At 50.9% G+C, this 25,875-nt stretch carries 18 protein-coding genes; 7 read left to right on the top strand and 11 right to left on the bottom strand.

Going from position 1 to position 25,875, the window contains the following annotated elements:
* Nucleotides 1-101 precede the first annotated feature (101 nt).
* Nucleotides 102-4,370, top strand: coding sequence for an acyl-CoA dehydratase activase-related protein (locus DW817_RS08490; protein ID WP_009015321.1), 4,269 nt, complete (start codon nucleotides 102-104; stop codon nucleotides 4,368-4,370).
* 83 nt (nucleotides 4,371-4,453) lie between these two features.
* Here DW817_RS08490 and DW817_RS08485 read toward each other — a convergent pair whose 3' ends face one another.
* The 5 genes from DW817_RS08485 to DW817_RS08460 form a co-directional block, all read right to left on the bottom strand.
* Complete coding sequence (locus DW817_RS08485; RefSeq protein WP_009015322.1) at nucleotides 4,454-4,894, bottom strand: Hsp20/alpha crystallin family protein; 441 nt, start codon at nucleotides 4,892-4,894, stop codon at nucleotides 4,454-4,456.
* Between the two features lie 367 nt (nucleotides 4,895-5,261).
* Nucleotides 5,262-6,671, bottom strand: coding sequence for a WG repeat-containing protein (locus DW817_RS08480; protein ID WP_120112075.1), 1,410 nt, complete (start codon nucleotides 6,669-6,671; stop codon nucleotides 5,262-5,264).
* Between the two features lie 707 nt (nucleotides 6,672-7,378).
* Nucleotides 7,379-8,674, bottom strand: coding sequence for an O-acetylhomoserine aminocarboxypropyltransferase/cysteine synthase family protein (locus tag DW817_RS08470; RefSeq protein WP_009015324.1), 1,296 nt, complete (start codon nucleotides 8,672-8,674; stop codon nucleotides 7,379-7,381).
* Nucleotides 8,675-8,846: 172 nt separating this feature from the next.
* Nucleotides 8,847-9,725, bottom strand: a complete 879-nt coding sequence (locus DW817_RS08465) for a DMT family transporter (protein WP_120112071.1) — start codon at nucleotides 9,723-9,725, stop codon at nucleotides 8,847-8,849.
* Between the two features lie 23 nt (nucleotides 9,726-9,748).
* Nucleotides 9,749-10,351 (bottom strand): DNA-3-methyladenine glycosylase I, encoded by a 603-nt coding sequence (locus DW817_RS08460; protein WP_021737273.1) that lies wholly within the window; start codon nucleotides 10,349-10,351, stop codon nucleotides 9,749-9,751.
* A 318-nt stretch (nucleotides 10,352-10,669) separates the two neighbouring features.
* Between DW817_RS08460 and DW817_RS08455 the strand changes: the two genes are divergently transcribed.
* On the top strand, nucleotides 10,670-10,903 hold the full coding sequence (locus DW817_RS08455; protein ID WP_120112067.1) for a helix-turn-helix domain-containing protein: 234 nt from the start codon (nucleotides 10,670-10,672) through the stop codon (nucleotides 10,901-10,903).
* A gap of 66 nt (nucleotides 10,904-10,969) precedes the next feature.
* Here DW817_RS08455 and glsA read toward each other — a convergent pair whose 3' ends face one another.
* Complete coding sequence (glsA, locus tag DW817_RS08450; protein WP_009015328.1) at nucleotides 10,970-11,902, bottom strand: glutaminase A; 933 nt, start codon at nucleotides 11,900-11,902, stop codon at nucleotides 10,970-10,972.
* Between the two features lie 26 nt (nucleotides 11,903-11,928).
* Nucleotides 11,929-13,335 carry a sodium:alanine symporter family protein gene (locus DW817_RS08445; protein WP_009015329.1) on the bottom strand — a complete coding sequence of 469 codons (1,407 nt, stop codon included), beginning with the start codon at nucleotides 13,333-13,335 and terminating at the stop codon, nucleotides 11,929-11,931.
* 206 nt (nucleotides 13,336-13,541) lie between these two features.
* Here DW817_RS08445 and DW817_RS08440 point away from each other — a divergent pair, with 206 nt between their 5' ends.
* A complete protein-coding gene (locus DW817_RS08440; RefSeq protein ID WP_009015330.1) occupies nucleotides 13,542-14,489 on the top strand; it encodes a LysR family transcriptional regulator in 948 nt (315 codons plus the stop codon).
* A gap of 63 nt (nucleotides 14,490-14,552) precedes the next feature.
* Here the strand turns inward: DW817_RS08440 and serA are convergent, their stop codons facing one another.
* The 3 genes from serA to DW817_RS08425 all read right to left on the bottom strand — a co-directional run bounded on the left by serA (nucleotide 14,553) and on the right by DW817_RS08425 (nucleotide 18,201).
* Nucleotides 14,553-16,142 carry a phosphoglycerate dehydrogenase gene (gene serA, locus DW817_RS08435; protein ID WP_009015331.1) on the bottom strand — a complete coding sequence of 530 codons (1,590 nt, stop codon included), beginning with the start codon at nucleotides 16,140-16,142 and terminating at the stop codon, nucleotides 14,553-14,555.
* Between the two features lie 303 nt (nucleotides 16,143-16,445).
* Nucleotides 16,446-17,429, bottom strand: a complete 984-nt coding sequence (locus DW817_RS08430) for a DNA recombination protein RmuC (RefSeq protein WP_009015332.1) — start codon at nucleotides 17,427-17,429, stop codon at nucleotides 16,446-16,448.
* A gap of 1 nt (nucleotide 17,430) precedes the next feature.
* Entirely contained in the window at nucleotides 17,431-18,201 is a 771-nt protein-coding gene (locus tag DW817_RS08425) for a C39 family peptidase (RefSeq protein ID WP_009015333.1), read from the bottom strand.
* 175 nt (nucleotides 18,202-18,376) lie between these two features.
* Between DW817_RS08425 and DW817_RS08420 the strand changes: the two genes are divergently transcribed.
* The 4 genes from DW817_RS08420 to DW817_RS08400 all read left to right on the top strand — a co-directional run bounded on the left by DW817_RS08420 (nucleotide 18,377) and on the right by DW817_RS08400 (nucleotide 25,097).
* Nucleotides 18,377-19,006 (top strand): TetR/AcrR family transcriptional regulator, encoded by a 630-nt coding sequence (locus DW817_RS08420; RefSeq protein ID WP_021737246.1) that lies wholly within the window; start codon nucleotides 18,377-18,379, stop codon nucleotides 19,004-19,006.
* Nucleotides 19,003-20,115, top strand: a complete 1,113-nt coding sequence (locus DW817_RS08415) for an efflux RND transporter periplasmic adaptor subunit (protein WP_009015335.1) — start codon at nucleotides 19,003-19,005, stop codon at nucleotides 20,113-20,115. The genes DW817_RS08420 and DW817_RS08415 overlap by 4 nt, the downstream gene beginning before the upstream one ends.
* Entirely contained in the window at nucleotides 20,115-23,171 is a 3,057-nt protein-coding gene (locus DW817_RS08410; RefSeq protein ID WP_120112064.1) for an efflux RND transporter permease subunit, read from the top strand. Before DW817_RS08415 ends, DW817_RS08410 begins: the two co-directional genes overlap by 1 nt.
* A 531-nt stretch (nucleotides 23,172-23,702) precedes the next feature.
* Nucleotides 23,703-25,097 (top strand): MATE family efflux transporter, encoded by a 1,395-nt coding sequence (locus DW817_RS08400; protein WP_021737247.1) that lies wholly within the window; start codon nucleotides 23,703-23,705, stop codon nucleotides 25,095-25,097.
* On the opposite strand, the gene DW817_RS08395 is transcribed toward DW817_RS08400, so the two are convergent.
* Nucleotides 25,094-25,687: a LysE family translocator gene (locus tag DW817_RS08395; protein WP_120112057.1), complete on the bottom strand. Its 594-nt coding sequence runs from the start codon at nucleotides 25,685-25,687 to the stop codon at nucleotides 25,094-25,096. The genes DW817_RS08400 and DW817_RS08395 overlap by 4 nt on opposite strands.
* Nucleotides 25,688-25,875: the final 188 nt, after the last annotated feature.

Here is a 25,875-nt window from a genome sequence, read left to right as displayed (position 1 = left end):
ATTTTAGGAAGAAAATATAGAAAAATAGGGGAAATCCATCATTCCACGCTAGGAAATATGGTATAATTAGCTGTTAAGACCTATTGTTTTAGAGGTGTATCATGAGTACTTATCAAGTAGGGTTGGACATTGGTTCCACTACTGCTAAAATGGTCGTTCTGGATGGCAGCAAACAAGTTGTTTTCTCCCGTTACAAGAGGCACCAAGCCAATATCATGGGAGTCCTCAAGGAAGAGCTGTCCGAACTTACCGCAGCCATCGGAGAGGCGGCCGTCAAAATCAAAGTGACGGGCTCCGTTGGCATGGGGATTGCGGAAAAATTCAAGCTTGCTTTCGAGCAGGAAGTCATCGCCGCGACCAAATTTGTCAAGGAAAAATACCCTGAAGTAGCCACCCTCATCGATATTGGTGGGGAAGACGCCAAGATTGTCTACATCAAACCCGATGGCACGTGTGACCTGCGCATGAACGGGAACTGTGCCGGCGGGACAGGGGCTTTTCTTGACCAAATGGCCGTACTCCTTGACGTGCCCATTGACAAACTGAACGAGCTTGCCGAAAAAGCGGAACACGTCCACTATATTGCTTCCCGCTGCGGCGTTTTTGCCAAGACGGATATCCAAAACCTCCTCAGTAAAGGTGTAAGCCGTGAGGACATTGCGGCGTCAATCTATCATGCCGTCGCTGTACAGGTCATTACGACCCTTTCCCATGGCTGCACAATCAAGCCGAAGATCCTTCTGTGCGGCGGACCGCTCACCTTCATGCCGAGCCTCCGCAAAGCTTTGATGGATGCGCTTCACGTCCCCTATGTAGAGTTCATTGTTCCCGATAAGGCAAACCTTATCCCGGCTTACGGGACTGCCCTCAGTGCAGAGGACGCCCCGTCAACGAGCTTGCAGAAACTCTGCGACCGGATTGCTTCTGCTCCTAAGGACGCTGTCCGGGTCACCGATACGGTGCCACCCATCTTCCATGATGAAAAAGAATATGCCGACTGGAAAAAGGAAAAGGAAGCGGACCAGATTATTCTGTCGCCCCTGACCAAAGATACGGACAAAGTCTTTGTCGGCATCGATTCCGGTTCGACCACGACGAAACTTGTCGTGACCGACGAAAACGACCGCATCCTTTATACCCACTACGGCCCCAATAACGGCAACCCCGTAGGAGCGGTGCGTGAGGCTTTTGCCGATTTTTATACGAAATGCCTGGCCGTTGGGGCCAATCCCCGCATCATGGGAAGCTGCTCTACAGGCTATGGCGAAGACCTTATCAAGGCAGCCTTCAGCCTCAACACGGGCATCATCGAAACCATTGCCCACTATTTGGCAGCCAAGAAAATCAACGACAAGGTTTCCTTCATCCTCGATATTGGCGGTCAGGACATGAAAGCCATCTTTGTCGATCACGGCGTACTGAACCGCATGGAGCTGAATGAATCCTGTTCCTCCGGCTGCGGGACCTTTCTCCAGACTTTTGCCAAGGGCCTCAACTACAGCGTCAGTGAATTTGCGGACCTCGCCTGCAAGGCCCAGCATCCCTGCGATTTGGGAACGCGCTGCACGGTCTTTATGAACTCCAAAGTCAAGCAAAGCCTCCGCGAAGGGGTCACCAGCGCAGACATTGCGGCCGGTCTTGCCTATTCAGTTGTGAAGAACTGCCTGTATAAGGTCCTTAAACTCAAGAGCCCACAGGAACTGGGCAATGAGATTGTGCTCCAAGGGGGCACCATGAAAAACGATGCCGTAGTCCGGGCCTTTGAAATCCTCACAGGGACCAAGGTCCATCGCAGCAACATCCCTGAAATCATGGGAGCCTATGGCTGTGCCCTTTATGCTAAAACCAAGGGCCATGGTCAGGCAACCGTAGATGATATGATCCATGTTGCTTCCTTCAAGGATGCCCAGCTGACCTGTCACGGCTGCGAAAACAACTGCCTCATCAAGAAGTATCAATTCGATAATGGATCCATCTATTATTCGGGCAACAAATGCGAAAAATACTTTACCAATAATGGCGATGATGTGACCCCTGGTGAGAATATCTACACCTATAAGTACGATCTGCTCTTTAACCGGCCCATCAACGAGGAGGCGGAACGCACCATTGGGCTGCCGCGGACCCTTAATATGTATGAGGACTATCCTTTCTGGCATGCCCTATTTACGTCCTGCGGCCTAAAGGTCCAGCTTTCTGACCCGTCCACCCTGCACCTTTATGAGACAGGGCTTCATGACGTGATGAGCGACAACATCTGTTTTCCCGCCAAACTTGTCCATGGCCATATCCTGAACCTCATCCAAAAGCGGGTCAATCGGATCTTCATGCCCTACGTCATCTATGAACAGCAGGATGATAAGCGGCAAATCAACAGCTATAACTGCCCAGTTGTCTCGGGGTACTCCGACGTCATCAAAAGTGTCACGGAAACACAGATTCCCATCGACGCTCCGCCCATCAACTTCCAAGACGAAAAACTGCTCAAAAAGCAGCTCCGAAAATACCTCTCCTATATTGGCTTTGACCGTTTCACGGCCGATAAGGCCATTGCCAGCGCCCTCAAGGCCCAAGATGAGTACCGCCGAAAGATCCAGGAAAAGAACGAGGAGATTCTCGAAAAAAGCCGCCGACAAGGAAAACTCACCATTCTCCTTGCAGGCCGGCCTTACCATGCCGATCCCCTGGTCCAACATAAACTCAGCGACACCATTGCCGCCATGGGCATCAACGTCATCAATGAAGACCTGGTACGAGGCAACGAATCCATCGATATCAACGACACGTACCTCATCAAGCAGTGGGCCTATATCAACCGCATCCTAAAATCCGCTGACTGGGTAGCCCGTCAGGACAACACCATCCACTTCATGGAAATGACGAGCTTTGGCTGTGGACCTGACGCCTTCCTCCAAGATGAGATTCGCGGTCTTTTGCAGCGCCATGGAAAAGCCCTGACGCTCCTCAAGATTGATGATGTATCGAACATCGGCTCCCTGAAACTCCGCGTCCGGTCCGTTGTGGAAAGCATTCGTTACAATGAAGACAGCAAACGCCGGGCCGAGCCTTTTATCGACACGCCGCGCTTTGAAAAGAGCATGAAGGACTACACCATCCTGACGCCATACTTTACCCCCACCTTGTCACCGCTCATTCCGTCTGTCATGAAGGTTTTGGGCTATCACGTAGAGACCCTGCCCCAGAGCACGGGGCTATCCGCCGACATGGGCCTGCGCTTTGCCAACAACGAGGTCTGCTATCCGGCAACCCTTGTTGTGGGGGATTTCGTGGAAGCTTTGAAATCAGGGAAATATGATCTTCAAAAGACGGCCGTTGCCATTACCCAGACGGGCGGTCAGTGCCGAGCTTCAAACTATTTCGGTCTGATCAAGCATGCCCTCGTTTCTGCAGGGTTCAAGGATGTTCCTGTCATTTCCCTTGCAACGAGCAGCAGTATCCAAAACGATCAGCCTGGATTCCATATCAACTGGCTGAAGATTGCTAAGATCACGGTTACAACCATCCTCTTCTCGGACTGCCTGTCAAAATTCTATAATGCTGCAGTCGTCCGTGAAAAAAAGAAGGGATTGGCAGAAAAACTGCGCAGCAAGTACCTCGACCTCGCCAAGGTGCAAATCGAAAAGAACCATTCCAAGGGGCTTTTGAAACTGCTCAAGGAAGCGGCCCAGGAATTTACGGATGCCGTCAAACCCAATGTAAAACTGCCTCAAGTCGGGATTGTTGGAGAAATCTACCTCAAGTTCAACGCCTTTGCCCACAAGAATATCACAGGCTGGCTCATGGACCATCATATTGAGGTGATGCCGCCCCTTATGACGCCCTTTTTCATGCAGGCCTTCGTCAATCGGCTGACCAATGATAAGTTTGACCTCAAGCATGACCGGATTCCCCATCTCCTGGTGGATTTTATCTATCTCCAAATTGTCAAGATCATCGATAAAGTCAACAAGATTGGCCGTGCTTTCCCCTATTTCACTCCTTTTGAAGACATCTACGAGATGGCCAATGACGGCAAGGGCATTATCAACATGGCTGCCCAGTTTGGAGAAGGCTGGCTGCTGCCGGCTGAAGTTATTGGATTTGCCAAAAGAGGCATTCCCAATGTCATCAGTCTCCAACCCTTTGGCTGCATTGCCAACCACATCATCGCCAAGGGCATTGAAAAAAAGGTCAAGACCCTTTATCCGGAAATGAACCTCCTGAGTCTGGATTTTGATAGCGGCGTCAGCGATGTCAATGTCACGAACCGTCTCCTGCTTTTTGTTGAAAATATCAAGACCAGCAAGGCACCCACCCCAAGAAAAGAGGCACAAAAAGAAGAAGCCTTCCAAGGTGAGATTATGCTGTAAATAAAAAATCGTGGAACCGGAACTCCGGTCCCACGATTTTTTTGCATAAAAGAACGCTGGGAAAAAATTCCCAGCGTTCTTGATCAGCCTTCAATGGCAATCATTTTTTTGTTTTCAGACTGCGGCAACTCCTTCTTGGGAATCGACAGCTTCAGGATCCCGTCAGCATATTTTGCCTTGATGTCGCTTTCCTTCACACCGTCACCGACGAAGAAAGTACGGCTCGAACGGCCGAAGCTCCGTTCGCGGCGGATATAATGGCCTGCCTTGTCCTTTTCGTCCTTATCAAGGCTCTTTTCGGCAGAAATGGTCAGATAGCCATTTTCGAGTTCTGCATGGATTTCATCCTTCTTGAAGCCCGGCAGATCCATATCGAGTTCATAATGGTCACCCACATCACGGACATCGGTCTTCATGAGGTTCTTACCATGTTTTCCATAAAGGGCGCTGCGGTCCATAAAGGAATCAAAGCCATCCATAAAATCATCAAACACATTGTCATTAAAAATGCTCGGCAGTAACATAAGTCATTCCTCCAATCAAATATTACGGCCTTCACACAGGTCTTTTCATTTCTTGGAACGGTGGAAAGGAACCCTGCTCCTTCTGGGGGGGCTTCCTTTCCTTCGTTCTGGGATTATCATAGCACGCTTTTTTAGCACTGTCAATAGTTGAGTGCTAATTATTTTAATCTTTTTGACTTTTTTCGAAAAAAAAGAACCCGGAACCAATCCGTTCCGGGAAAAATATCGTACGATGCAGGGCGCCAGCGAATCCGAGGTCCCTTGTTTCCCCGGTATCCGCATGCTGCCGAGCTCATTTGAATGGCTGTGCACTATTATGGCACAATATCACATTTATGTCAACATAATTTCTATTTTTTTGTAATGCTTAGTCAAAAATTCCAGCTTCATCATACATTGAAGGAATGACAAGATTTCCTTTTCCGTCCATATATCCCCATTTCCCGCTCTTCTTATCCATAACTGGAGAGCGATCCTGGGCATAGGTCCCTACGTCACTGTACGCCTCCTGGGGCGCGACAAGATTTGCACCGCTGCGGTCAATAAGGGCAGCCTTCCCGCCTTCAAGAACGGCTGCAGCATCAGAGACAAAAGGGGTCACCTTCGTAAAGCGGTTTTCAATGACGATCTTGTTGGTTTCGTCGATAAATCCCCAGTGCTTATCATAGGCAAAGGGAGCACGGTCTTTTTCAAAGGGTCCCAATTCATCATAGGAAGCTGGGATGACCACTTTTCCGCTGCGGTCAATCATCCCAAAGCGGCCTTCACGGTCAACAATCAAAGCGCGGCCTTCACGGAAAGGTGATAGGGCCCGGTAATTTGCGGGAATGACTTCCTGCCCCTGCTTATTGATGGCACCCATATAAAGGTTCGACGGATGGATGACTTCCCCTGGAATGATAGAAATGCCGCCGCCCCATCCATGATGATGGTATCCTGCATCGCTCCAGCCCCAGCCAAAATCAAAGGGACCCCAGCCCCAGCCCGGGAAGCCGACACCCCAGTGTCCGCCCCAGCCCCAGCCAATGGAAACATAGTCAAAGACAGAGCGGTGACGGCGCCTCACCCCAACACGGGCCAATCCACCTTCATCAAAAGAGCCAACATAGTCATAGGCCTTCAATTTGGCGTAGCGGGCACCCGTTGTGTCCATAAGCCAGCTGCCATCGATAATGCCCACGCCCTGGCTCATGTCACTGACAGTCTTTGCCTTTCCAACAAGAAGGGCGGTTCCGTCTTTTTTAACATACATCCAGCGGTCCTGAAGCTTGACGGCTGCATACCCTTCTTTAAAAGGCTGGGCCTTCCTATACTGGGGCTTAAGGATATAAGCTCCCTGTTTATCGATATAGCCCCATTTTCCATCCGTTTTCACAGCCGCAAGGCCTTCGGAAAAAGGACCCACCTCATCATAATGGGAAGCAAGGGCCTTGCCCTGACGGTCATAAAATGTCCATCCTTCCCGGTCCCGGGCCGCAAGCATTCCATCGCTGAAGGGTCCCACCTTCTTAAAGGTTGGAGCGATGATGACCTTGCCCTGTCGGTCATACATTCCGTATTTTCCATCCTTTTCAACAAGGATGACAGCATCTGTTTCTCCTTGTTCCACTTCGATTTTTTTATATTCCAAGGGCAGAACCACTCGTCCCTGCAGGTCAATGACGCCTGCCCTGCCCTTTTGGGTCACAATGGCCAAATGGTCCGCTGCAAGCACAGCATGAGCGCATGCCATGAGTCCCACAAGGAGCAGGAACCCTCGTTTGATTTTATTTTTCATAATATATAACACCTCCGATGCAAAAAACGGCTTCCTTCTGCGCCTATTGTATCACGAAGGATAGGCCCCGTGCCAGACAAGAAAAAAAGAGACGGTAAAAAAATGAGCGGTTCATTTCTTCGCAGTCTCTTTTCCTATGGTTTTGCTATTTACAAAGACAACGCAACTGCTGTACAGCAGCAATCTTCCCCCAGCTAGGATTCATTTAGGAAGCAGTTGTTAGTTTTCCACTTATGGTCTTTTTCCATTTGCTTTTTACAAATTCGGATCAGATGGGTCCAGATACGAGGAGCTCCCGGCCTCAGCGACGACGGCGGACCTGAGACGTCAGCAATCTGATAGCGCAGCGACGCGGGAGCTGTTGCGCAAAGGTTCTCCGAAGCGGTGCCTCCAAAAACAAAGCGGCGACGCGTGAGTTTCCTTGCGGCCAGAGGCCGGTACGTCGAGGAGATTGAGGTCGCGGGCGACAAAGTAGATGGGGCCATATGGGCCGAAGATTGAAAAAATCTTCCGCTTTGATAAGCTGGGTGCGGGAGGTGACGACACGTGGTTAGGAGGGGGAGCGCCCAGGCGTAAGGTATCCCCCAATCAGGAACGTATCGTCGTACGAATCGTCATCCTCGATTGCGTCCCTAAAATAAGAAGTAAGCAATGAAGGCACCGTAATCTGAAGAATCGGCGCGATTTGTACGACGAACAAGAAACTCTTAGTCTAAGGCAGCAAAGCCTGTTTTGAGATCTTCCAAGATATCATCAATATGTTCCGCCCCAATGGAAAGACGGATTGTTGACGGCGTAATCCCTGAACTAAGGAGTTCTTCTTCCGTCATCTGTGAATGGGTTGTTGAGGCCGGATGGATTACAAGGCTCTTCACATCTGCTACATTTGCCAGAAGGGAGAAGACCTTCAGATGATCGATGAAGGTACGGGCCGCTTCTGGACCGCCCTTGATTTCAAAAGTAAAGATGCTGATCCCGCCATGGGGGAAATATCTCCGATAGAGTTCATGATCGGGATGATTGTCAAGGGAAGGATGATTCACCTTGGCTACATGGGGATCATGGGCAAGGAAGTCGACAACCTTAAGGGCATTTTCCACTTGCCGCTCTACACGCAGGGAAAGGGTCTCCGTTCCCTGAAGGAGCATAAAAGCCGCAAAAGGAGACAGGGTAGCTCCCAAGTCGCGGAGAATGACAGCCCGAACATAAGTAACAAAAGCAGCCGCTCCCACATCACGCGTAAAGCTCAGACCATGATAGCTGGGATTTGCCTCCACAAGCCAAGGGAATTTACCCGATGCAGCCCAATCAAATTTGCCGCTGTCCACAATAACCCCGCCCAGGGTCGTACCATGACCGCCAATGAATTTTGTCGCCGAGTGGACAACGATGTCGGCACCAAACTCAAAAGGGCGGACGAGATAAGGCGTAGCAAAGGTATTATCCACCACAAGGGGGATTCCATGTTTATGGGCAATCTCCGCCACGGCGCCGATGTCAATGAGGTTGGCATTCGGATTGCCTACGGTCTCAATGTAAAGGAGCTGCGTATTTTCCCGGATGGCCCCTTCAAAAACGGATGAACCCTTTGTCGGATCGACAAAGGTCGTTTCAATACCAAAGTCAGGCAAGGTATGGGCGAAAAGGTTATAAGTCCCGCCATAGATGGTTGTTGCGGCCACAATGTGGTCATCCTTATGGCAAAGGGCCTGGATAGTATAGCTGATGGCCGCTGCCCCCGTTGCGGTCACAAGTGCTCCCACGCCGCCTTCCAGTGCAGCAAGGCGTTTTTCAAGGACATCGCTTGTTGGATCCCCCAGCCGGCTGTAAATGAAACCAGCATCCTTCAAGGCAAAACGGTCCGATGCTTGGGCAGAATCCTTAAAGACGTAGGATGTACTCATGTAAATCGGTACGGCACGGGCCCCGGTCGATGGGTCCGGCTGTTCCTGCCCTACATGGAGCTGCAGTGTTTCAAAATGATACGCTTTTCCTTCACTCATCACAATACCCCCTATAATCAATTCATAGTCTTAAAATATGAATTGATTATAGGGGGTACAAAATGACCTGTCAACTAGTTAGGCAAGTTCTCCACCAAGGAAGATTTGACTATACCAAATGTTACAGTTTGCTTGGACGTTCGTATGATGAGTCGTATGATGATTCATCTGCTCAAGCCTTTTTGGAAAGCATCCATACCATGACCATGATGCACAGGGCACCCGCCATTTCCACAAAACCCACGCGGTTTCCCATAAACAGGATGGATACCGCATAAGCGGACAGCGGTTCAAAAGCCGCAAGGGCACCGGTTTCCGAGGCGGGGATATATTTCGTGCTTTCAAGGTACACCGTATAGGCAATGAGGGTTCCCAGGACAATGATGACACCAAAAGCGGCAAAAGTACCTCCCGTCCACAGGGTTCCTTCAAGGGTTGGATGGTTGAGGGCCATAAGGAGCAGGGCGTTACCCAGGCTCCCCCAGCCAATGATCAGAAAGGTCGAATAGCGGTGCAGGAGATCGGCGGCAAAAGCCGTATAAAACGCCATGCCAAAGGCGCTCAGGATACCCCAGAAAAGGGCTTCCCGAGAGATGGCAAGCGCTGCTCCCTCCCCTTTTGTCGCAATGAGGAAGGTTCCGACAATGGCAAGGAAAGCGGCCACTGCTTCCCGCCGACGAGGACGCCGTCGTTCCAAAATAAGGTAATAACCCAGCAGGATAACGGGCATGAGATACTGCAGGACCGTTCCCGTTGCTGCATTGCTGTAATGGATGGCAATCGTAAAAGGAAGCTGCATGGTATAAAGACCCAAGACCGTAAAGCGAAGGAGCCTCAAAAAATCCTTTTTGACAGGTTCCAGGAGCTTTTCCCCACGCAGGCCGCTGATCAAAAGAAAGACCGCGGCCGTGACAACCATGCGGATTGCAAGGACCGTATCCCAGGAAAAATGTTGATAAGTCATGAGGTATTCCAAACTGTTGCTGCTGCTTCCCCATAGCGTTGCCCCAACAAGAACAAGCATCACCCCATATTGATGTGTTTTTTTCATAATCGTGGTCCTTTCCAAAAAGGTCAGCTTTCTTCAAAGGGATCGGCCCAGACCGCATCGCTGAGGCTAAAGAGCGCTTGATAGCGAGGACATGATTCATCATGATCGTTGATGACGCCGACAGCTTCAAGATAGGAATAAATGGTGACAGGTCCGACAAAGGAAAAGCCCCGCTTCTTAAGGTCCCGGCTGATAGCCCTGGATAGGCCATTGGCGGTCGGGAGGGTCCCTGTCCCATGCCCTTTGTAAAAGAGGGTCTTTCCCTTTGTATACCCCCAAAGATAGCGGTCAAAACTGCCATATTCCTTGGCAACGGCAAGATAGGCCCGGGCATTTTTGATGACGGCACGAATCTTGCGTTCCGAATGGATAACACCGTCCGTGGCCATGATACGGGTCACGTCGCGTTCCCCAAAAGTGGCAATGGTCAGAGGGTCAAACCCCCTAAATGCCTCTTTCAAGGCCTCCCGTTTTTTGAGGATAAGATCCCAACTCAGTCCGCACTGCAGGGCCTCAAGCATCAAGAATTCAAAAAGGGCCCGATCATCATGGAGCGGAACGCCCCATTCCTGATCATGATAGGCCTTCATCAACGGATTGATCGTACACCAAGCGTGACAGCTCATGTTGCCCTCCCAAAAGATTCTCTTCGCATTGTACCATGAGTTGGCTGGAAAGAAAACCGCTTCCCGAGAAGTGTCCTTTTAGACTATTTGTTCAAGTTTTTTCCGAAATAATAATTGTTTTTTACTAGGCTTTCAGTATATAATAATAGCAAATGAAAAACGACTCTATTCTTTGATAGCTTTCGTTATTGATGGGAAAAATCATGGCTGTCATCCGGGATGATGGAGCTCCTGGAAGCTATCGTTCCATTTTAGCGTGTCAGGTCCAAGATTTGCCTGGCAGAAGAGTAGACGCACTTATGGGGAGGGAGAAATCATATGCCCAAAGAAAACAGTACGCATCAAGTCGATCCCATGGATAAATGGGTCTCTATTGAACAGGCAGCAAATTACCTAGGGGTCAGTGTGGTTACGGTTCGTTCCTGGCTGCGTGAAAAGCGCGGCATTCCAGCAGTCAAAATTGGAAAGCAGTGGAAATTCCGGCTTTCTGACCTTGAAAAATGGGTCACCAGCGGAGGTAGCCAATTCGGTTCTGACAAAGGGGAAGAATAAAAAAGATGACCGGTTCCCAAAGGAGCTGGTCATCTTTTTTATTCGAAAGTCCTGACCCTTTCAGCATCAGAAGGTTGCCAGGTCAAAAACGTGAAGCCCCAGTTCCCGGGAAAGGACCTGCAGGATCTTTTCACCGCCGACGGAGTTTCCCTTTTTATTGAGCATCGGCCCAAAGGTACCAATGCCCACCCCTTTACGGGAAATGGCCACGATGCCGCCGCCGACACCACTTTTACTGGGCAGTCCGACCTTAACTGCATATTCGCCCGATTCATCATACATGCCGCAGAGCATCATGAGGGTCGTCACAATCCGTACAATGGTGGGATCGATTAGCTGCTCACCTGTATCAGGATCGATGCCGTGGTTGGAAAGGACCATACCATAACGGGCAAGATCCTTGGCCGTTACCATGACAGAGCACATGCGGAAGTAAATATCGAGGATATCTTCCGGTTCTCCATCAAGGACATTGTCGCTCTTTAGGAGAAAAGCAATGGAACGATTCCGCGTCCCCGTTCGTTTTTCAGACTGATAGACTTCTTCATTGAGACTGATGCGAGGATTATTGCAGACTTTACGGACAAGTTCCAGGAAACTGCCGAAGGGATCTTCCGTTTCTACACAGCTTGCCGTAACGATGGCACCCGCATTGATCATGGGATTAAAAGGACGCCAATCCTTTAATTCCAGCTGCAGGATGCTATCAAAGCGATCACCAGTTGGCTCCATGCCAATTTTACTGAAGACTTTATCGTAACCCGCCGTCTGGAGCGCCAAGATAAGGGAAAAAGTCTTGGAAATGCTCTGCATGGTGAAGGGAATGTTGTAATCCCCGGCCTTATAGATGGTCCCATCTTTTTTCATGAGACAGACGCCAAGGTTGGACGAATCGGCCTTGGCAAGTTCTGGGATGTAGCTTGCCACCTTACCTTCATAAAGGACGTTGCGTCCTTTTTCGAGAGCCATTTCCAAGATGGATTGTACGTCAACTGCCATAGTGTGTAACCCCTTTCTCAATGAAATCATTTCCAGAAATCAAGTTCCTCGGGGTCCATCCCGATGGATTCCGCTTTAAAGACCGGATCAAGACCCTGCGCTTTTTGCTTTTCGTAGTCTTTGTAGGCCTTGATGACAACGCCGGATAGGGCAACACAGGCCGGCAGATTGATGAGGGTCATGCCGCCCATGGTGATATCGGCAAGACTCCAAGCTGCCGTCATGGGAATGATGGCCCCAATAAAGACAATAAGGATGGCATAGATGTGGAATCCTCTCATAAAGGACGGGCTCGGCATCTTCTTACCATTCAGGTACGCAAGTCCATTTTCACAATAATAGATATTGCCGATGAGGGTCGTAAAGGAGAAAATCAACATAGCCACAGTAATAAAGAGCGGTCCAAAATGCCCCAGCTCGCTGAAAAGGGAGTTTTGTACCCAAACCGCACCAGCGGCTTCCTTGGTAGGGACCACACCGGAAACAAAGCACATGAAGGCCGTGGCATTGCAGAGGATGATCGTATCGATATAGACCGTAAGCATCTGCACGAGGCCCTGCTTGACCGGATGGGATACGATGGCTGAAGCGGCGGCGTTTGGTGCGGATCCGACCCCTGATTCATTGGAATACAGGCCGCGTTTGATGCCCATGACAAGGCAGCTGCCTGCTACACCGCTAAGGATAGCCTTGAAATTGAATGCGTCTTCGAGGATCATGGAAATGACATAGGGGATCATGCCAAGATTCATGACAAGGACGATGGCCGTTACAATGACATAGGCCACACCCATGAAGGGCACAAGGATGCTGGCCGCTTTTTCGATTCGTTTGGCACCCCCCATGACACAGGCCCCACACAAGATGGCAAGGATGGCCCCGATGATGGCGGGCGTCACGCTGGGATCATAGAAACTGTAGACAGAGAAAGTAGACTGTACATTGTAGGAGCAGACAAGGTTAAAACCAAAAGAATAGGTCAGAAGCAGAAAGACAACAAAAGCCGTGGCAAGCGTCTTGTTGTGGAGGGCATCTTCGATGTAATAAGCCGGTCCGCCATAGCTTGTCCCATCGGAATTTTTCCGCTTATAGATCTGCGCCAAGGTGCACTCTACAAAAGATGATGCGGCCCCAATAAGGGCCATGACGGTCATCCAGAAGACGGCGCCAGGACCGCCGAGGCAGATTGCCGTAGAGATTCCGATAATGTTGCCCGTTCCAACGCAGGCAGCCGAAGAGACCATCAGCGCCTGAAAAGGGCTCGTTCCCTTTTCATCCGTCGGTTTTGCCATGACAAGACGCATCCCCTCGGGGAGCCGGTGAATCTGGACAAAGCCCATGCGGAGGCTGAAATAAAGACCGGCCGCGGCCATGACCACAAGCAGGATGGGATAATAGAGGACACTGTCGATTGCATCAAGGATTTCTACCATGTTCGCACTTCCTTTTCACTGTTTTAACAATAGTTCGAATATTTTCATTTCTATTATAATGAAAACGGGGGCATCAGCGATAATTGGAATGCTGCATGTGGGGTATTGCATTTATAAATGGCCCTCATGAAAATCTCTTTCCCCCTCATTCCTATGATATAATAGCCATATCACAGCATCGGAACCAATGAGTAAAGGAAATCACCATGGATACAAATAATTTACGCTATTTTGCTGCCGTCGCCAAATACGGCTCCATTACCCAAGCAGCCAAAGCCGCCTATATTTCCCAACCCCAGCTGAGCCACATCATCCGCCAGCTGGAAAAGGAAATGGGGCTTACCCTCTTCCGCCGAACCAGCCACGGGACAAAACTCACTGTCGACGGTCAGCGCATCCTCCTCCACTGTCAGGTCATCCTCAAGGAAATGGACCGCCTCCAGAACATGGTGAATGCCCACCGCATCGAAAAAAGCTGCCTCAATGTTAGCATGACCCGATTTTCCCATACAGCAGAGTGCTACAACGAGATTTGCCGACGCTATCAGGACATTGACAGTTTTACGGGCCGGCTCTGTGAAGGAGCCACCCTCGATGTCGTCCAAGATGTAAAGGAAAACCGCTCCAACATCGGCATCCTTCATATGGCCGGAAAAGAGGCGGACGATCTTGCTAGGAACTTTGAGGAGCAGGGCCTTATCTATGAACCCCTTGCCACCTTTCGGCCTTATGTATGCCTTTCCTCGGAACATGAACTCATCCGCACCGTTGGACGCCATGGCATCGACATCCGAGAACTTGTCGACTACGGCTTTGTCCGCTACATTGGCCAGTATGAGGATTTTATCTATCATCTGACGACGGAATCAGGCCCCATCGACCTGAACAACGCTCGCAAGATCATCTACGTCAATGACCGTCAGGAACAGATGCGCCTCCTGTCGCGAACCAATTTCTTTACTGTGGGCATCATGGAATTCCGGGACCAAGATTCCCTCTACGGTGTCATCTCCGTACCGCTCCTTGGCTGCGAGGAACGGTTCCGCTTTGGCGCCATTCGAAAAAAAGAGACCAAACCTTCCCAGATGGAGCAGGATTTCCTCGACCTTGTGTCCACCCGCTTCAAAAGAATGGAGATGGCGGATATCGACTAACCTTGAAAAAGGACTGGAAAAGAAGGATTTTCCTTCTCTTCCAGTCCTTTTTTGCAGTTCCGATCAGAGGCGGACCAACTGGGCATCACTGATACCGTCAAGGTTCCGTACAATCTCAAGGGTAGCCCCATCGACCGCGCTGTCGACGGTGAGTACCATCATGGCAGTCCCTTCTTTTTTCTTACGGCTGACCTGCATGGTCGCAATGTTGACGTGTCCGGCGCCCAAAAGGGTCCCAATCTGACCAATCATCCCCGGTTTATCATCATTGCGGGCAAAAATCATGTAAGGCGCCGGAATCGTATCGAACTGATAGCCCTCGACTTCCGTAATATGAGGCTGATTATCCGGCGTCACCATGCCAGCTGCCGTAAAGCTCTCCTTACCAGCCCCAATGCGGACAGCCACTCGGTTCATGCGGCCCTCCCCCTTGACCTTGCCTTCTGTCACAGTAATGCCCCGCGTTTCAGCGGCCAGTTCAGCATTGACCATATTGACCCGTTCCCGCAGGACCGGTGACAAGAGACCTTGAAGGATGCTGCGGGTCACCATCTGCGTCTCCTGCTGGGCCGCGGCCCCTTCATAAACAATCTCCAGCCGGTCCACCGGTGCTTTTTTCAATTGATAGTAAAGTTTTCCCAAGGCATCCCCCAGTGCAAGGTAGCCCCGCAGATCTTCCAGTTCCGTTGCCGCAATGGCAGGAAGGTTCACGGCGTTGGGAACCATCTTGCCGCCAAGGACATTGATGACTTCCTCGGCTATGGCAAGGCCCACCTTATCCTGAGCCTCAAAAGTGCTGGCCCCAAGGTGGGGCGTCACAACGCATTGAGGCATCCCGATGAGGGGAGAGATGGGATTGGGTTCATCCACCACAACGTCAAGCCCGACGCTTGCTACGATTCCTTCCTTCACTGCTTCGGCAAGGTCCTGTTCATTGTAAAGCCCGCCGCGGGCACAGTTGACGACGCGAACACCTTTCTTGCACTTCTTCCATTCAGCCGCGCCCAGCATATTGACCGTCTCTTCCGTCTTAGGCGTGTGGATGGTAATGACATCCGCTTCTTTCAGCAAATCATCCAAGGTCTCACATTTTTCCACACCAAGGCGCTGAAAACGGGAATCAGGGATATAAGGATCATAGGCAATGACGCGCATATCAAAGGCATGCATGCGCTTTGTAACAAGAGCCCCAATGCGGCCAAGCCCAATGATGCCAAGCGTTTTATGATAGAGCTCGCTGCCTTTGAGGTCCTTGCGTTCCCAGATGCCTTCTTCAAGCATCTTGTTGGCCCGGACCGTATTGCGGCAGCTTGCAAGCAGGAGACCGATGGTATGTTCAGCGGCCGAAATGATATTGGCTTCCGGCGTATTGACCACAATGATGCCCCGTTTGGTGGCACCGTCAAGATCGATATTATCCACACCATTGCCAGCCCGGCCAATCACCTTGAGTTTTTTTGCCGCATCATACAGCTCCTCGTTGACCTTTGTCACGCTGCGGACAATGAGGGCATCATAATTCCCAATAACCTGTAAGAGATCCTCCCGCTTGATGTCAAAATCAACGGTCACATCAAGGGCCTTCTCAGCCTTTAGGCAGACCACCCCCTTATCCGAGATCCGTTCCGCGACAAGCACTTTTTGTTTTTCCATGATGCTTCCTCCTCTCGGCGCCCGTAAAAAGAAAACTCCCATCCCTGCGACAACAGTCGCCAAGGACGGGAGAAGCTCTCACGTGGTGCCACCTTGTTTTACCCAATGGGCCTTCAAACGGGGTAACGGCCGCACTGCCCGGATAGGTTCTTTCCCTATCATTTCCGGAGCGGATTCCAAGACCCACCCTGCCGCGTTCCACCTTATCGCGGCTCTCTTGGAGGATGGGAGACCTGTACTATTCTCCTTCATCAATAATTTTAATGATATTAATTAAATGTTTTAAACTTTATGTTCTGTATTTTAGTTTCTTTCGTTTTGTTTGTCAAGAGCATTTGAAAATTTTTCGGCTCGGGCAAGATGGTCCTTCAGGATTTTGGAACGCTGGGATACGGCCTCCAAGGCAGAAGCCGCATCGTCTATTTTTTTCTGGGCCCGGTCCACAGCAAGATCAAAGCTTTCCATATCCTGCTGGATCCTGACAACAAAACGCCAGACTTCACTCGTCTTTTTCTCCACCATCAGGGTCCTAAATCCCATGAGCAGGCTGTTGATGAGTGCAGCAAGCGTTGTTGGACCGGCCACGGTCACGCGATATTTCTGCTGCAGTTCCGACAAAAGGCCGGGCACAGAGGTCACTTCCGCAAAGAGCCCTTCAAGGGGCAGATAGAGGATGCCAAAATCCGTTGAGTACGGCGGGGCAATATATTTATCCCGAATATCCCGGGCTTCCTGCTTTACCCGGGCCGCCAATCCTTTTAAGGCCTGCTGCGCGGCATCTTCATCATCCGTTTCACGGGCTTCCAGAAGACGCAGGTAATCTTCTTGGGGCAGTTTTGCATCAATAGGAAGCCAGACAGGCGTCTTTCCATCCTTCCCGGGAAGACAGATGGCAAATTCCACCCGTTCCTGACTTCTTGGCCGGATGGCTACATTCGTTCCATACTGATCAGGGGCCAGCATATCGCTAAGCAGGCGCGCCAACTGCATTTCACCCCAAATGCCGCGATTTTTGACATTCCCCATCACCTTCTTAAGATCCCCTACATTCTGGGAAAGGCTCTGGAGCGTTCCCAAGCTGCGGCTCACCTGCTGAAGTCGGTCGCTGACAACGCTCATGGACAAGGTCACCTTCTGATCAAGGCTCGAACGCAGCTGTTCTGCATTCTGCCGGGCTACCTCGGCCTCGTAGGCATCCCGTTCCCTGAGCGAACGCTGCATCTGGAAGAGCAGGATGATGGTAAAAAGGAGGGCCCCCAACAAGAGGGCAAGAAGGAGCAATTCCATATCAATGCGTTCCTTTCTTCAGTTTTTGGGGCGGGACAGCTGTCAGCCACTGCCGATCCGCTTCACCAGGGCGAAAGAGCTTAGCATCAAACCACGTATAATAAAAGCGCTGGCTGGGGACAATGCCGTAGCCATCCTGCAAATGATCGGTTGTGTCATAGGGATCGGCCATGATCAGGACATCATTGGCCCCCTTGTCATCTCCAAGGGAATCAAACCCGATAATAACGCGCCAATGACCGCCCCAATCCACATTTTCAACCATAATAGGAATGCCTTGGGAAAGGTTCTGCTTCACAAAGGCCACAAAGGCCTCATAGGTTTCCGGGGAACCATCCGTGAGGGAAGAATGGACCGTCCAGCCCATACCGGTAAAATAACGCACCATTCCCCTTGTATTTGTTCCTACATCTTCCATTCCCCACGGATGCGTTTCCATGATGCGGGCGATTTCCATTTCACTATGAGGCGATTTGCCAAGATAATAGTCAGCGACCGTAAGTGCCGCTGCCGGGCCGCAGGTATATTCCGTCTCCTGCTGATGCGTCCGGTAGTGGGAAAGGAGAAGCAATGAGCCGTGAGACTTCATCCGGTAAAAATCAGGATGGACATAATAGGGGGAATCCTTTTGATCGAATTGATGAAGATAGGCAGCTGGACCGCCACCGTCTTTTTTTAGGGCTTCCGTAAGATCCGGGGCTGCAAAAGCCACCGCGCTTCCCGCAGTAAGGACAAAGGTCAAAAACAGCGCTGCTGGATGTAGTAACTTCATGATAGGTCGCCTTCTTTCCATTATTCAAACTTTTGTTTGTAAATTCCTTTTTATTATAACAAGTTTTTTCATTTTTGGTAGCCCCTAGCCTCTTTCCTACTCTACAAAACAAAAAAGGAGTGGTATACTATTAATTAATTAATCAATTAATCAATTAATAGAAAGGAAGATTGCCATGAAAAAAAGGGATCCCAGCCTTACGATCAGGGCCCTTATTACAGCGGCGGAAGCGCTGTTTACACAAAAAGGGTATTATCCCGTCACCATCAAGGAACTAGGAGAAAAGGCCGGCTGCAGTCCCGCCCTTATTTCCTATTACTTTGGAGGCAAGAAAGACCTATACCGCGCTGTCGTGGACCGACAGCTCTCGATCATTGATGACCTCAAGCAGGAAACGAAAGAGACCCCTCTTGATTCCCTGCAAAAAATTCATTATTTCCTAAAGGCCCTGCTCCGTACCCAGCTTGATCCGTCAGGCCATCTCGATCTTTGCTACAAGGAACTCATCATGCCCTCGGGCCTTCTTGATGATACGGTTTGGCAGCGGATCCTTTCCATGGGGAACTATTTGAAATCCCTTTTCCAAAAGGCTGCCGAAGAAGGTCTCCTGAACCCATTTCCCGATGAGAGGGCGCTTTCCCATATCGTCTTTACGGTGGAATCCATTACGGAAACCCTCTACCTTGTCAAGGACCGGGCAACTCCCCTTAACCCCGATCAAAGACCAACAGAAGAAGTCCTCGATGAACTCATCGATTTTGTCATGACACCCATGAAAAGAGCAGAAAGGAGTCCCAAGCCATGAATCAAATCAAAGCCTATATGGCCCATCATAAAAAACGGATTGCCCTGATTGCCGCGTTCTTCTTCCTCATCCTTTTGGGGCGCGCTCTCTACCAGATCCTTTTCCCACCCAAGACCGCCAAGACCATTCCTTATGTAAGGACCATAACGGTCGGTACGGATGAAACGAGTGGGACCTACACCTATCCTGGCACAGTCCGAGGCAAATATGAATCCGTCCTTTCCTTCCAGGTAAACGGGCGCATCACCAAACGCCTCGTAAACCTCGGCGATACGGTAAAAGCCGGCGACGTCCTCATGACCATTGATCCAAAGGATGTAAGGGAACAGGTCAGGAACGCTGAAGCAGCCGTAAATGCCGCCGCCAGCCGAGCCAAGCTTGCCCGCGACAATGCCAGCCGCTACGAAGCCCTCTATGAAGAGGGAGCCGTCAGCGCCTCCTTGTGGGACCAGTATCGGACCGAGGAAGAAGCCGCCAGTGCCGCCCTTTCCCAGGCATCAGCCAGTCTCCAAACGGCCCAGAACCAGCTCAGCTATACAGAACTTACGGCCGATCATGACGGCGTCGTAGCCGCCCTTTCCGGCGAAGTGGGACAAGTAGCCACAGCGGGAAGCCCCATGGCAACCGTCATTCAGGACGGACAGCGGGAAGTGGAGATTTTCGTTCCCGAAAGCCGACTTGCGTCCATTGCACCAGGAACTCCCGTCACGGTAACTTTCTGGGCCCTTCATAACGAAGAAGCAGCAGGTACGGTTCGTTACATCTCCCCCATGGCAGACCCTGCTACAAAGACCTACAAGGTCCGGGTTTCCCTCACGGAAATGCCTCAAGGGGCGCAGCTTGGTATGACCGCAAAAGTGGCTTTAATGAAAAAAGGCACAGCCGCCCTCATGGTTCCTCGTTCCGCCCTCTATGAAGCTGCCGGGAAAACTGGCATCTGGGTTGTCACGGATGGCCGCGTCTTTCTGCATCCTGTTACCTTGGGCAGTTACGAAGATGACACGGTTACGATTACCGATGGCCTGACAGAAGGCGACTGCATCGTCACGGGCGGCATCAGCAAACTCAAGGAAGGGATGGAGGTCAAAGTGGAAGGAAGTGACACCTGATGAACTTCAATTTATCCCGTTGGTGCGTCAAGCACCGGCAAGTCGTCTATTTCTTTACGGTTCTCATTTTCATCGCCGGCATCTTTTCCTTCCACAGTTTGGGCCGCAGTGAAGACCCAAACTTTGTCGTCCGCCAGATGGTCATTTCCGCGGCCTGGCCCGGGGCCACGGCGGATGAAATGCAGGAACTTGTGACCAGCAAGCTGGACAAGATGGTCCAAGCCACACCGGACATCGACTATATTACGAGCTATTCCCGCCCCGGCGTTTCAGTCGTAAACGTCATCCTAAAAGAACAGGTCCCCAACAGCGAGGTTCGCAAACATTGGCTGGAAGTTCGCAATTATGTCATCGATCATCAGTCAGAACTGCCGGACGGCATCTATGGGCCTTACTTCGATGATCGTTTTGATGATGTCTACGGCAATATCTATGCTCTCACATCGGACAGCTTCTCCAAGGAAGACCTGCGCGCCAAGGCTGAAGAGCTAAAGCGCCAGTTTTACACCGTTCCCGATGTATCCAAAGTGGAACTCATTGGTGAGCAGCCCATGAACATCTACATCCGCATGTCCAATACCAAACTCGCCGAGCTGGGACTTTCCCTTGACAGCGTCACCAGCGCCATCCGCGGTGAAACGGCCATGGCGGCCACAGGAACTGTCGATGCCAAAGGGGACAACGTCCAGATTCGGGTTACAGGCATGACAAAGGCCCTTGATGAAATCCGCAGCATCCTGATTACACAAGGCGGACGGACCTTCCGTTTGGGGGATATTGCCAGCGTAACCCAGGAATACCCCGACCCGCCTGAACCCAAGATGTATGCCAACGGCAAAGAAGCTATCGGCATCGCCATTTCCATGAAAGATGGCGGCAATAATATTACCTTGGGCCATAATTTAGAAAAACTGACAGCAAAAATGCAGGCAGAACTGCCCTTGGGAATGGATCTTTCCCAAGTAGCTAACCAACCCAAGGTTGTTGAGGACTCCATCAGTGAATTTACGGAAGGGCTCTATGAAGCCATCCTCATCGTCCTTGTTGTGAGCCTTTTTTCCATGGGGCGCCAATGCGGCTATGTCATTTCCGTCTGTATTCCCCTTGTCCTTATGGGCTCCTTTGTAGGGATGTACCTCATGGGAATCGATCTGCACAAGATTTCCCTAGGGGCCCTGATCATCTCCCTTGGAATGCTCGTTGATGACGCGATTGTCGTTGTCGAGCTCATGGAAGTCAAGATGAGCGAAGGCATGGACCGCCTTGAAGCAGCCACCTACGCCTTTAAGACAAACGGCATGACCCTTTGCTTTGGGACCATGATCACCTGTGCCAGTTTTCTTCCTATTGCCTTTGCGAATTCAAATGTATCGGAATTTGCGGGCTCCCTTTTCCCGGTCATCACCATGACCCTCATGTTCTCCTGGTTTGTTTCCCAAACCGTTGCCCCCACCTTGGGCTATGAATGGATCAGGCCTAAAGTGATTGAACAGGAAAGTTATGACACACCTTTTTACAATAAGTTCCGCCGTATCATCGATTGGTGCCTGGCCCACCGCAAGACGGTCATCGCCGGCTCCCTCACCTGCCTGCTGGGATCCATAGGCCTTCTCTCCCTCGTCAAACAGGAGTTCTTTCCCGAATCGGTGCGTCCTGAGGTCATTACAGAGCTTCACCTCCCCGAAGGCGCCGGCATCAAGGAAAGTGACCGTGCCATGAATACCCTCATGAAGGCGATCGACGGTGACCCTGATGTCGATCACTATTCGGCCTATATCGGCAAAAGTTCCCCTCGTTTCATTCTCGTTCTAAATCCCGTCCAGCCCCGTGACAACTATGCCCAGCTCGTCACGGTTGCAAAGGACGTTAAGGCCCGGGAACGCGTTGCCAAAAAGATTGATAAGATCATCAAAATGGAGCTGCCGGAAGTAACAGCCTATTCCAAGTCGATTCCTCTCGGACCGCCGAAGGATTATCCCGTCATGTTCCGTGTTTCCGCCCCGACAGCGGATCTATGCCGTACCTATGCAGCTAAGGTTCGGGATGAAATGGAAAAGAATCCCAATGTCACCATGACCATCTTCGACTGGATGGAAAAGGCCCCGGCGGTCAAGATTGAAATCGATAATGACCGTCTCAAGCAATTGGGCCTGACAAGAAGTACGGTAGCTAGTGTCCTATACGCCAATGTCTCCGGATATTCCTTCGCCCAGTATTATGACGGCGACCAAATCCGACCCTTGGTCTTCCAGCTTGACAAAAAGGACCGCAATTCCTTAAGCGACATGGAGGCCATCACCATTCCCACCGCATCGGGCTCCATTCCGCTCTCGCAGGTAGCCCGTATCACCCCGACTATGGAAAACAACATGATTTGGCGCCGCAATCTGCAGCCCACCATTACCATCGGTGCAGATGTCGGCAAAGGGGTTACAGGAAATGACGTGGCAAAAACCATCTGGAAAGATATGGAAGGCCTTCGGGAAAGCCTCCCGCCAGGCGTTACCATTGCCATCGATGGGCCACTGGAAAGCAGCACGCAGGCCACCCAGTACCTTCTGGGACCAATCCCGGGCATGCTCGTGCTGATGCTGATCCTTCTCATGTTCCAAATGAAAGACATCCGCAAGCTCTTTGTCATCCTTGCAACGGCGCCCCTGTGCATTACCGGGATTGCCCTGGGACTGCTCCTTTTCAATGCACCCATGGGTGTTATGGCAGAAGTAGGTTCCTTTGCCCTTATTGGCACGGTCATCCGCAACTCCATGGTCATCATCCAGCAGATTGACCTCCATGAAGAAGCTGGCATGACACCTTACGAAGCCGTTGTCGAGGCCTCCCTGGTGCGCTTCCGTCCCATCATGCTGGCCGCGCTCACAACCATCCTGGGTCTTGTCCCCATGTTTGCCAGTCCCTTCTGGAACGCCATGGCCATTGCCATGGCCTGCGGCCTTACGGGAGCTACGGCCCTCACCCTGCTCTTTTTGCCGACGCTTTACTGCACAGTCTTTAGGATTAAATCCACTCGAAGCAAAAATCGCTCCGATTTGATGTAGCACGTGAGCCCCTTGCTTTAAAAAAGGATCGATATGAGGCAAGGGGCTCATGCCGTATCGTACGATAGCCCGTCTCACGATTTACGATAGTTGACGCCTGGGCGCTTCCCCTCCTAACCACGTGTCGTCACCTCCAGCGCCCAGCTATCAGGCAAGAAGCTAATGGAATAAAAACCTTGAGGCTGTATAACCATTATGTTATCAAAGTCACGGTTCTTGCCAATAACGTAATAAACCCATAATGAATAAACAAACGCGAGCCTGCGAAGAAATGTTCCCCCTATTCTCGCAGGCACTTTTTTCATAGAGAGGGCGCTCCTTTATCCCTTGGGCAATCAAGACCCACGCCCGCATGGCCATAGGCGGCATTCCGACCTACCGGACGGGCATGGAAACACTCAAGGAGTATTTTGGCGAAGCCTAAGACGGCACAAAAAGAGACTGCGAAGGAATGAACCGCTCATTTTTTCCGCAGTCTCTTTTCTTTTTTCCATGCTACAATAGGAGCTGAACCTGAAAGGAGCGTTCCCTATGTCTCTTCGTGACCAAAACCAGGCCCTTTTTGAAGAAGCCTCGGTGCCAAAAGCCCTTGCGGCCATGGCCATTCCAACCATTATCAGTCAGCTTATTACCCTTATCTATAATCTCGCCGATGCCTTTTTTGTCGGCCGTACAGGCAATCCGTATATGATTGCCGCCGTATCTCTGGTTTTTCCCGTCTTTGCCATTACAGTCGCCTTGAGCAACCTTTTTGGTGTCGGCGGAGGCAGCCTCATGTCCCGCTGTCTTGGGGAAGGAGACGAAAAAAGTGCCCGTCAGGTAAGCGCCTTTTCCCTTTATGGAAGCCTTGCAGGGGCCCTTGTTTTTTCCCTCACCCTCTATTTCCTGCGCCGCCCCATCTTGGTTCTTTTAGGGGCATCCCCTGCCACCTACGCCTATACGGAGACCTACCTTTTTCTTGTCGTCACCTTAGGTACCCTTCCGACCGTCCTATCAGGCACCTTGGCCCAGCTTTTCCGAAGCGTCGGCTTTGCCAAAAAAGCAAGTTTTGGCCTTTCCCTAGGAGCCATCCTCAATATTATCCTTGACCCCCTCTTCATGTTCGTTCTCCTTCCTCAAGGAGAGGAACTGACAGGGGCGGCCCTTGCCACCCTCCTTTCAAACCTGATTTCCCTAGGCTACTTTCTCTTATCTCTCGTAAAAACTGCAAAGAAAAGCTCTCTTGCCTATACCTTTCCTGAAGGATTGCCCAGCAAGGAGAAGATTCGTTCCGTCCTTTCCGTGGGTTTTCCTTCAGCCCTTACGAACCTGCTTTTTGATACATCAAACCTCTTTTTAAACCACCTCATGGCAGGCTTTGGCGACGCACCCCTGGCGGCCCTTGGCATCGTCATGAAGGCTGAACGGATTCCTCTCAATACAGGCCTTGGCATCTGCCAAGGCATGCTGCCCCTTGTGGCCTATCATTATGGGGCCAGAAAATTCATACGCATGAAGGCGTTCATCAAGATGGCGCGCCGCGCAGGCCTTCTCTTTTCGCTCCTTTGCGTGCTCTTTTATGAGCTCGCCGCGGTTCCCATTGCAAGCCTTTTCATTGCGGCCAAGCCAGAAAGTGCCATCGGCCTTGAGACCCTTGCGTTAGGGGCTCTCTTCCTACGTTTCCGCTGTCTGGCCTCGCCCTTTGCCTTCCTTAATTTCCACATCACCTTTTCCCTCCAAGCCCTGGGAGACGGCAGAACAACCCTTCTTGTGGCAGCCTTGCGCCAAGCCATCATCTACATCCCCTTGATGCATGCCATGGGTGCTTTCCTCGGCTATATGGGCCTTATTGAAAGCCAGACAGCAGCGGAGATGGCGACCTTCTTCCTAGCCAGATGGATCTTCAGCCGACGTCTTGCAGCCATTAACGAAAGTCCCCAATCCTAAAAGAGACTGGGGAAAAGGATCTTTACGGCAGAATAGAGAAGCAAGGACGCAATCATCAAAGAGACAGGCTTTTCGTGAGCCTTGAAAAAGCGATCCAAGAGGGAGCCGCCTAGGGCCCAAGTAAAATTGGCGGCACTGCACATAAGGTTCATGACCATGCCGAGAAGAAAGGTCCAAACAGGGCCGCCTCCACCGGGAAGCAGAAAAGACGTATAGCCCACCATCATAAAGAGAGCGACTTTGACATTGGTCCAATTCAGGAGCAAGGCGGAGAAAAAGAGCCGTTTGGAATCGATGGTCTTTGTCTTTTTCCTTCCGTTTTTCATGAAAAGGCGCACCGTCAGATACACAAGATAGAGGGCTCCCAAGATGCGCAGGGGAAGATCCATCAAAGGCAGGATATCTTCCAAGGCATGAATAAATAGATAGATGACCGTACACATAGAAAAGAGACTAACATGAAGTCCCAGCAAAAAAGGCAGGGCGCCTCGAAAAGTCCGCTCTCGGCTCTGGGCAAGGCTCATGAGATTATTGGGACCGGGAGTAAAGCTCATGACAAAACAAAAAGATAGATAGGCCGCAAGATCCATACCAAGGCTCCTTTCCAACATGCTGATAGGTCCCATTGTAGGCGAAAAGGCAGCAATAGGGCAAGAAAAATATTTTGGAATCCTGAAAAAGCAGCAGAAATGTGCAAAAGAGAATGCAGAGCTCCAATTTTTCACGGCAAAGCCTGCGGGATATGATACAATGGCAAGATAAGGACAAAAAAGGGAGG

This window comes from Acidaminococcus sp. AM33-14BH, assembly GCF_003603525.1.
Lineage (GTDB): Bacteria > Bacillota > Negativicutes > Acidaminococcales > Acidaminococcaceae > Acidaminococcus > Acidaminococcus intestini.
Note: the sequence above shows the minus strand (reverse complement) of the source record. Positions and strands in the feature narration are given on the sequence as shown.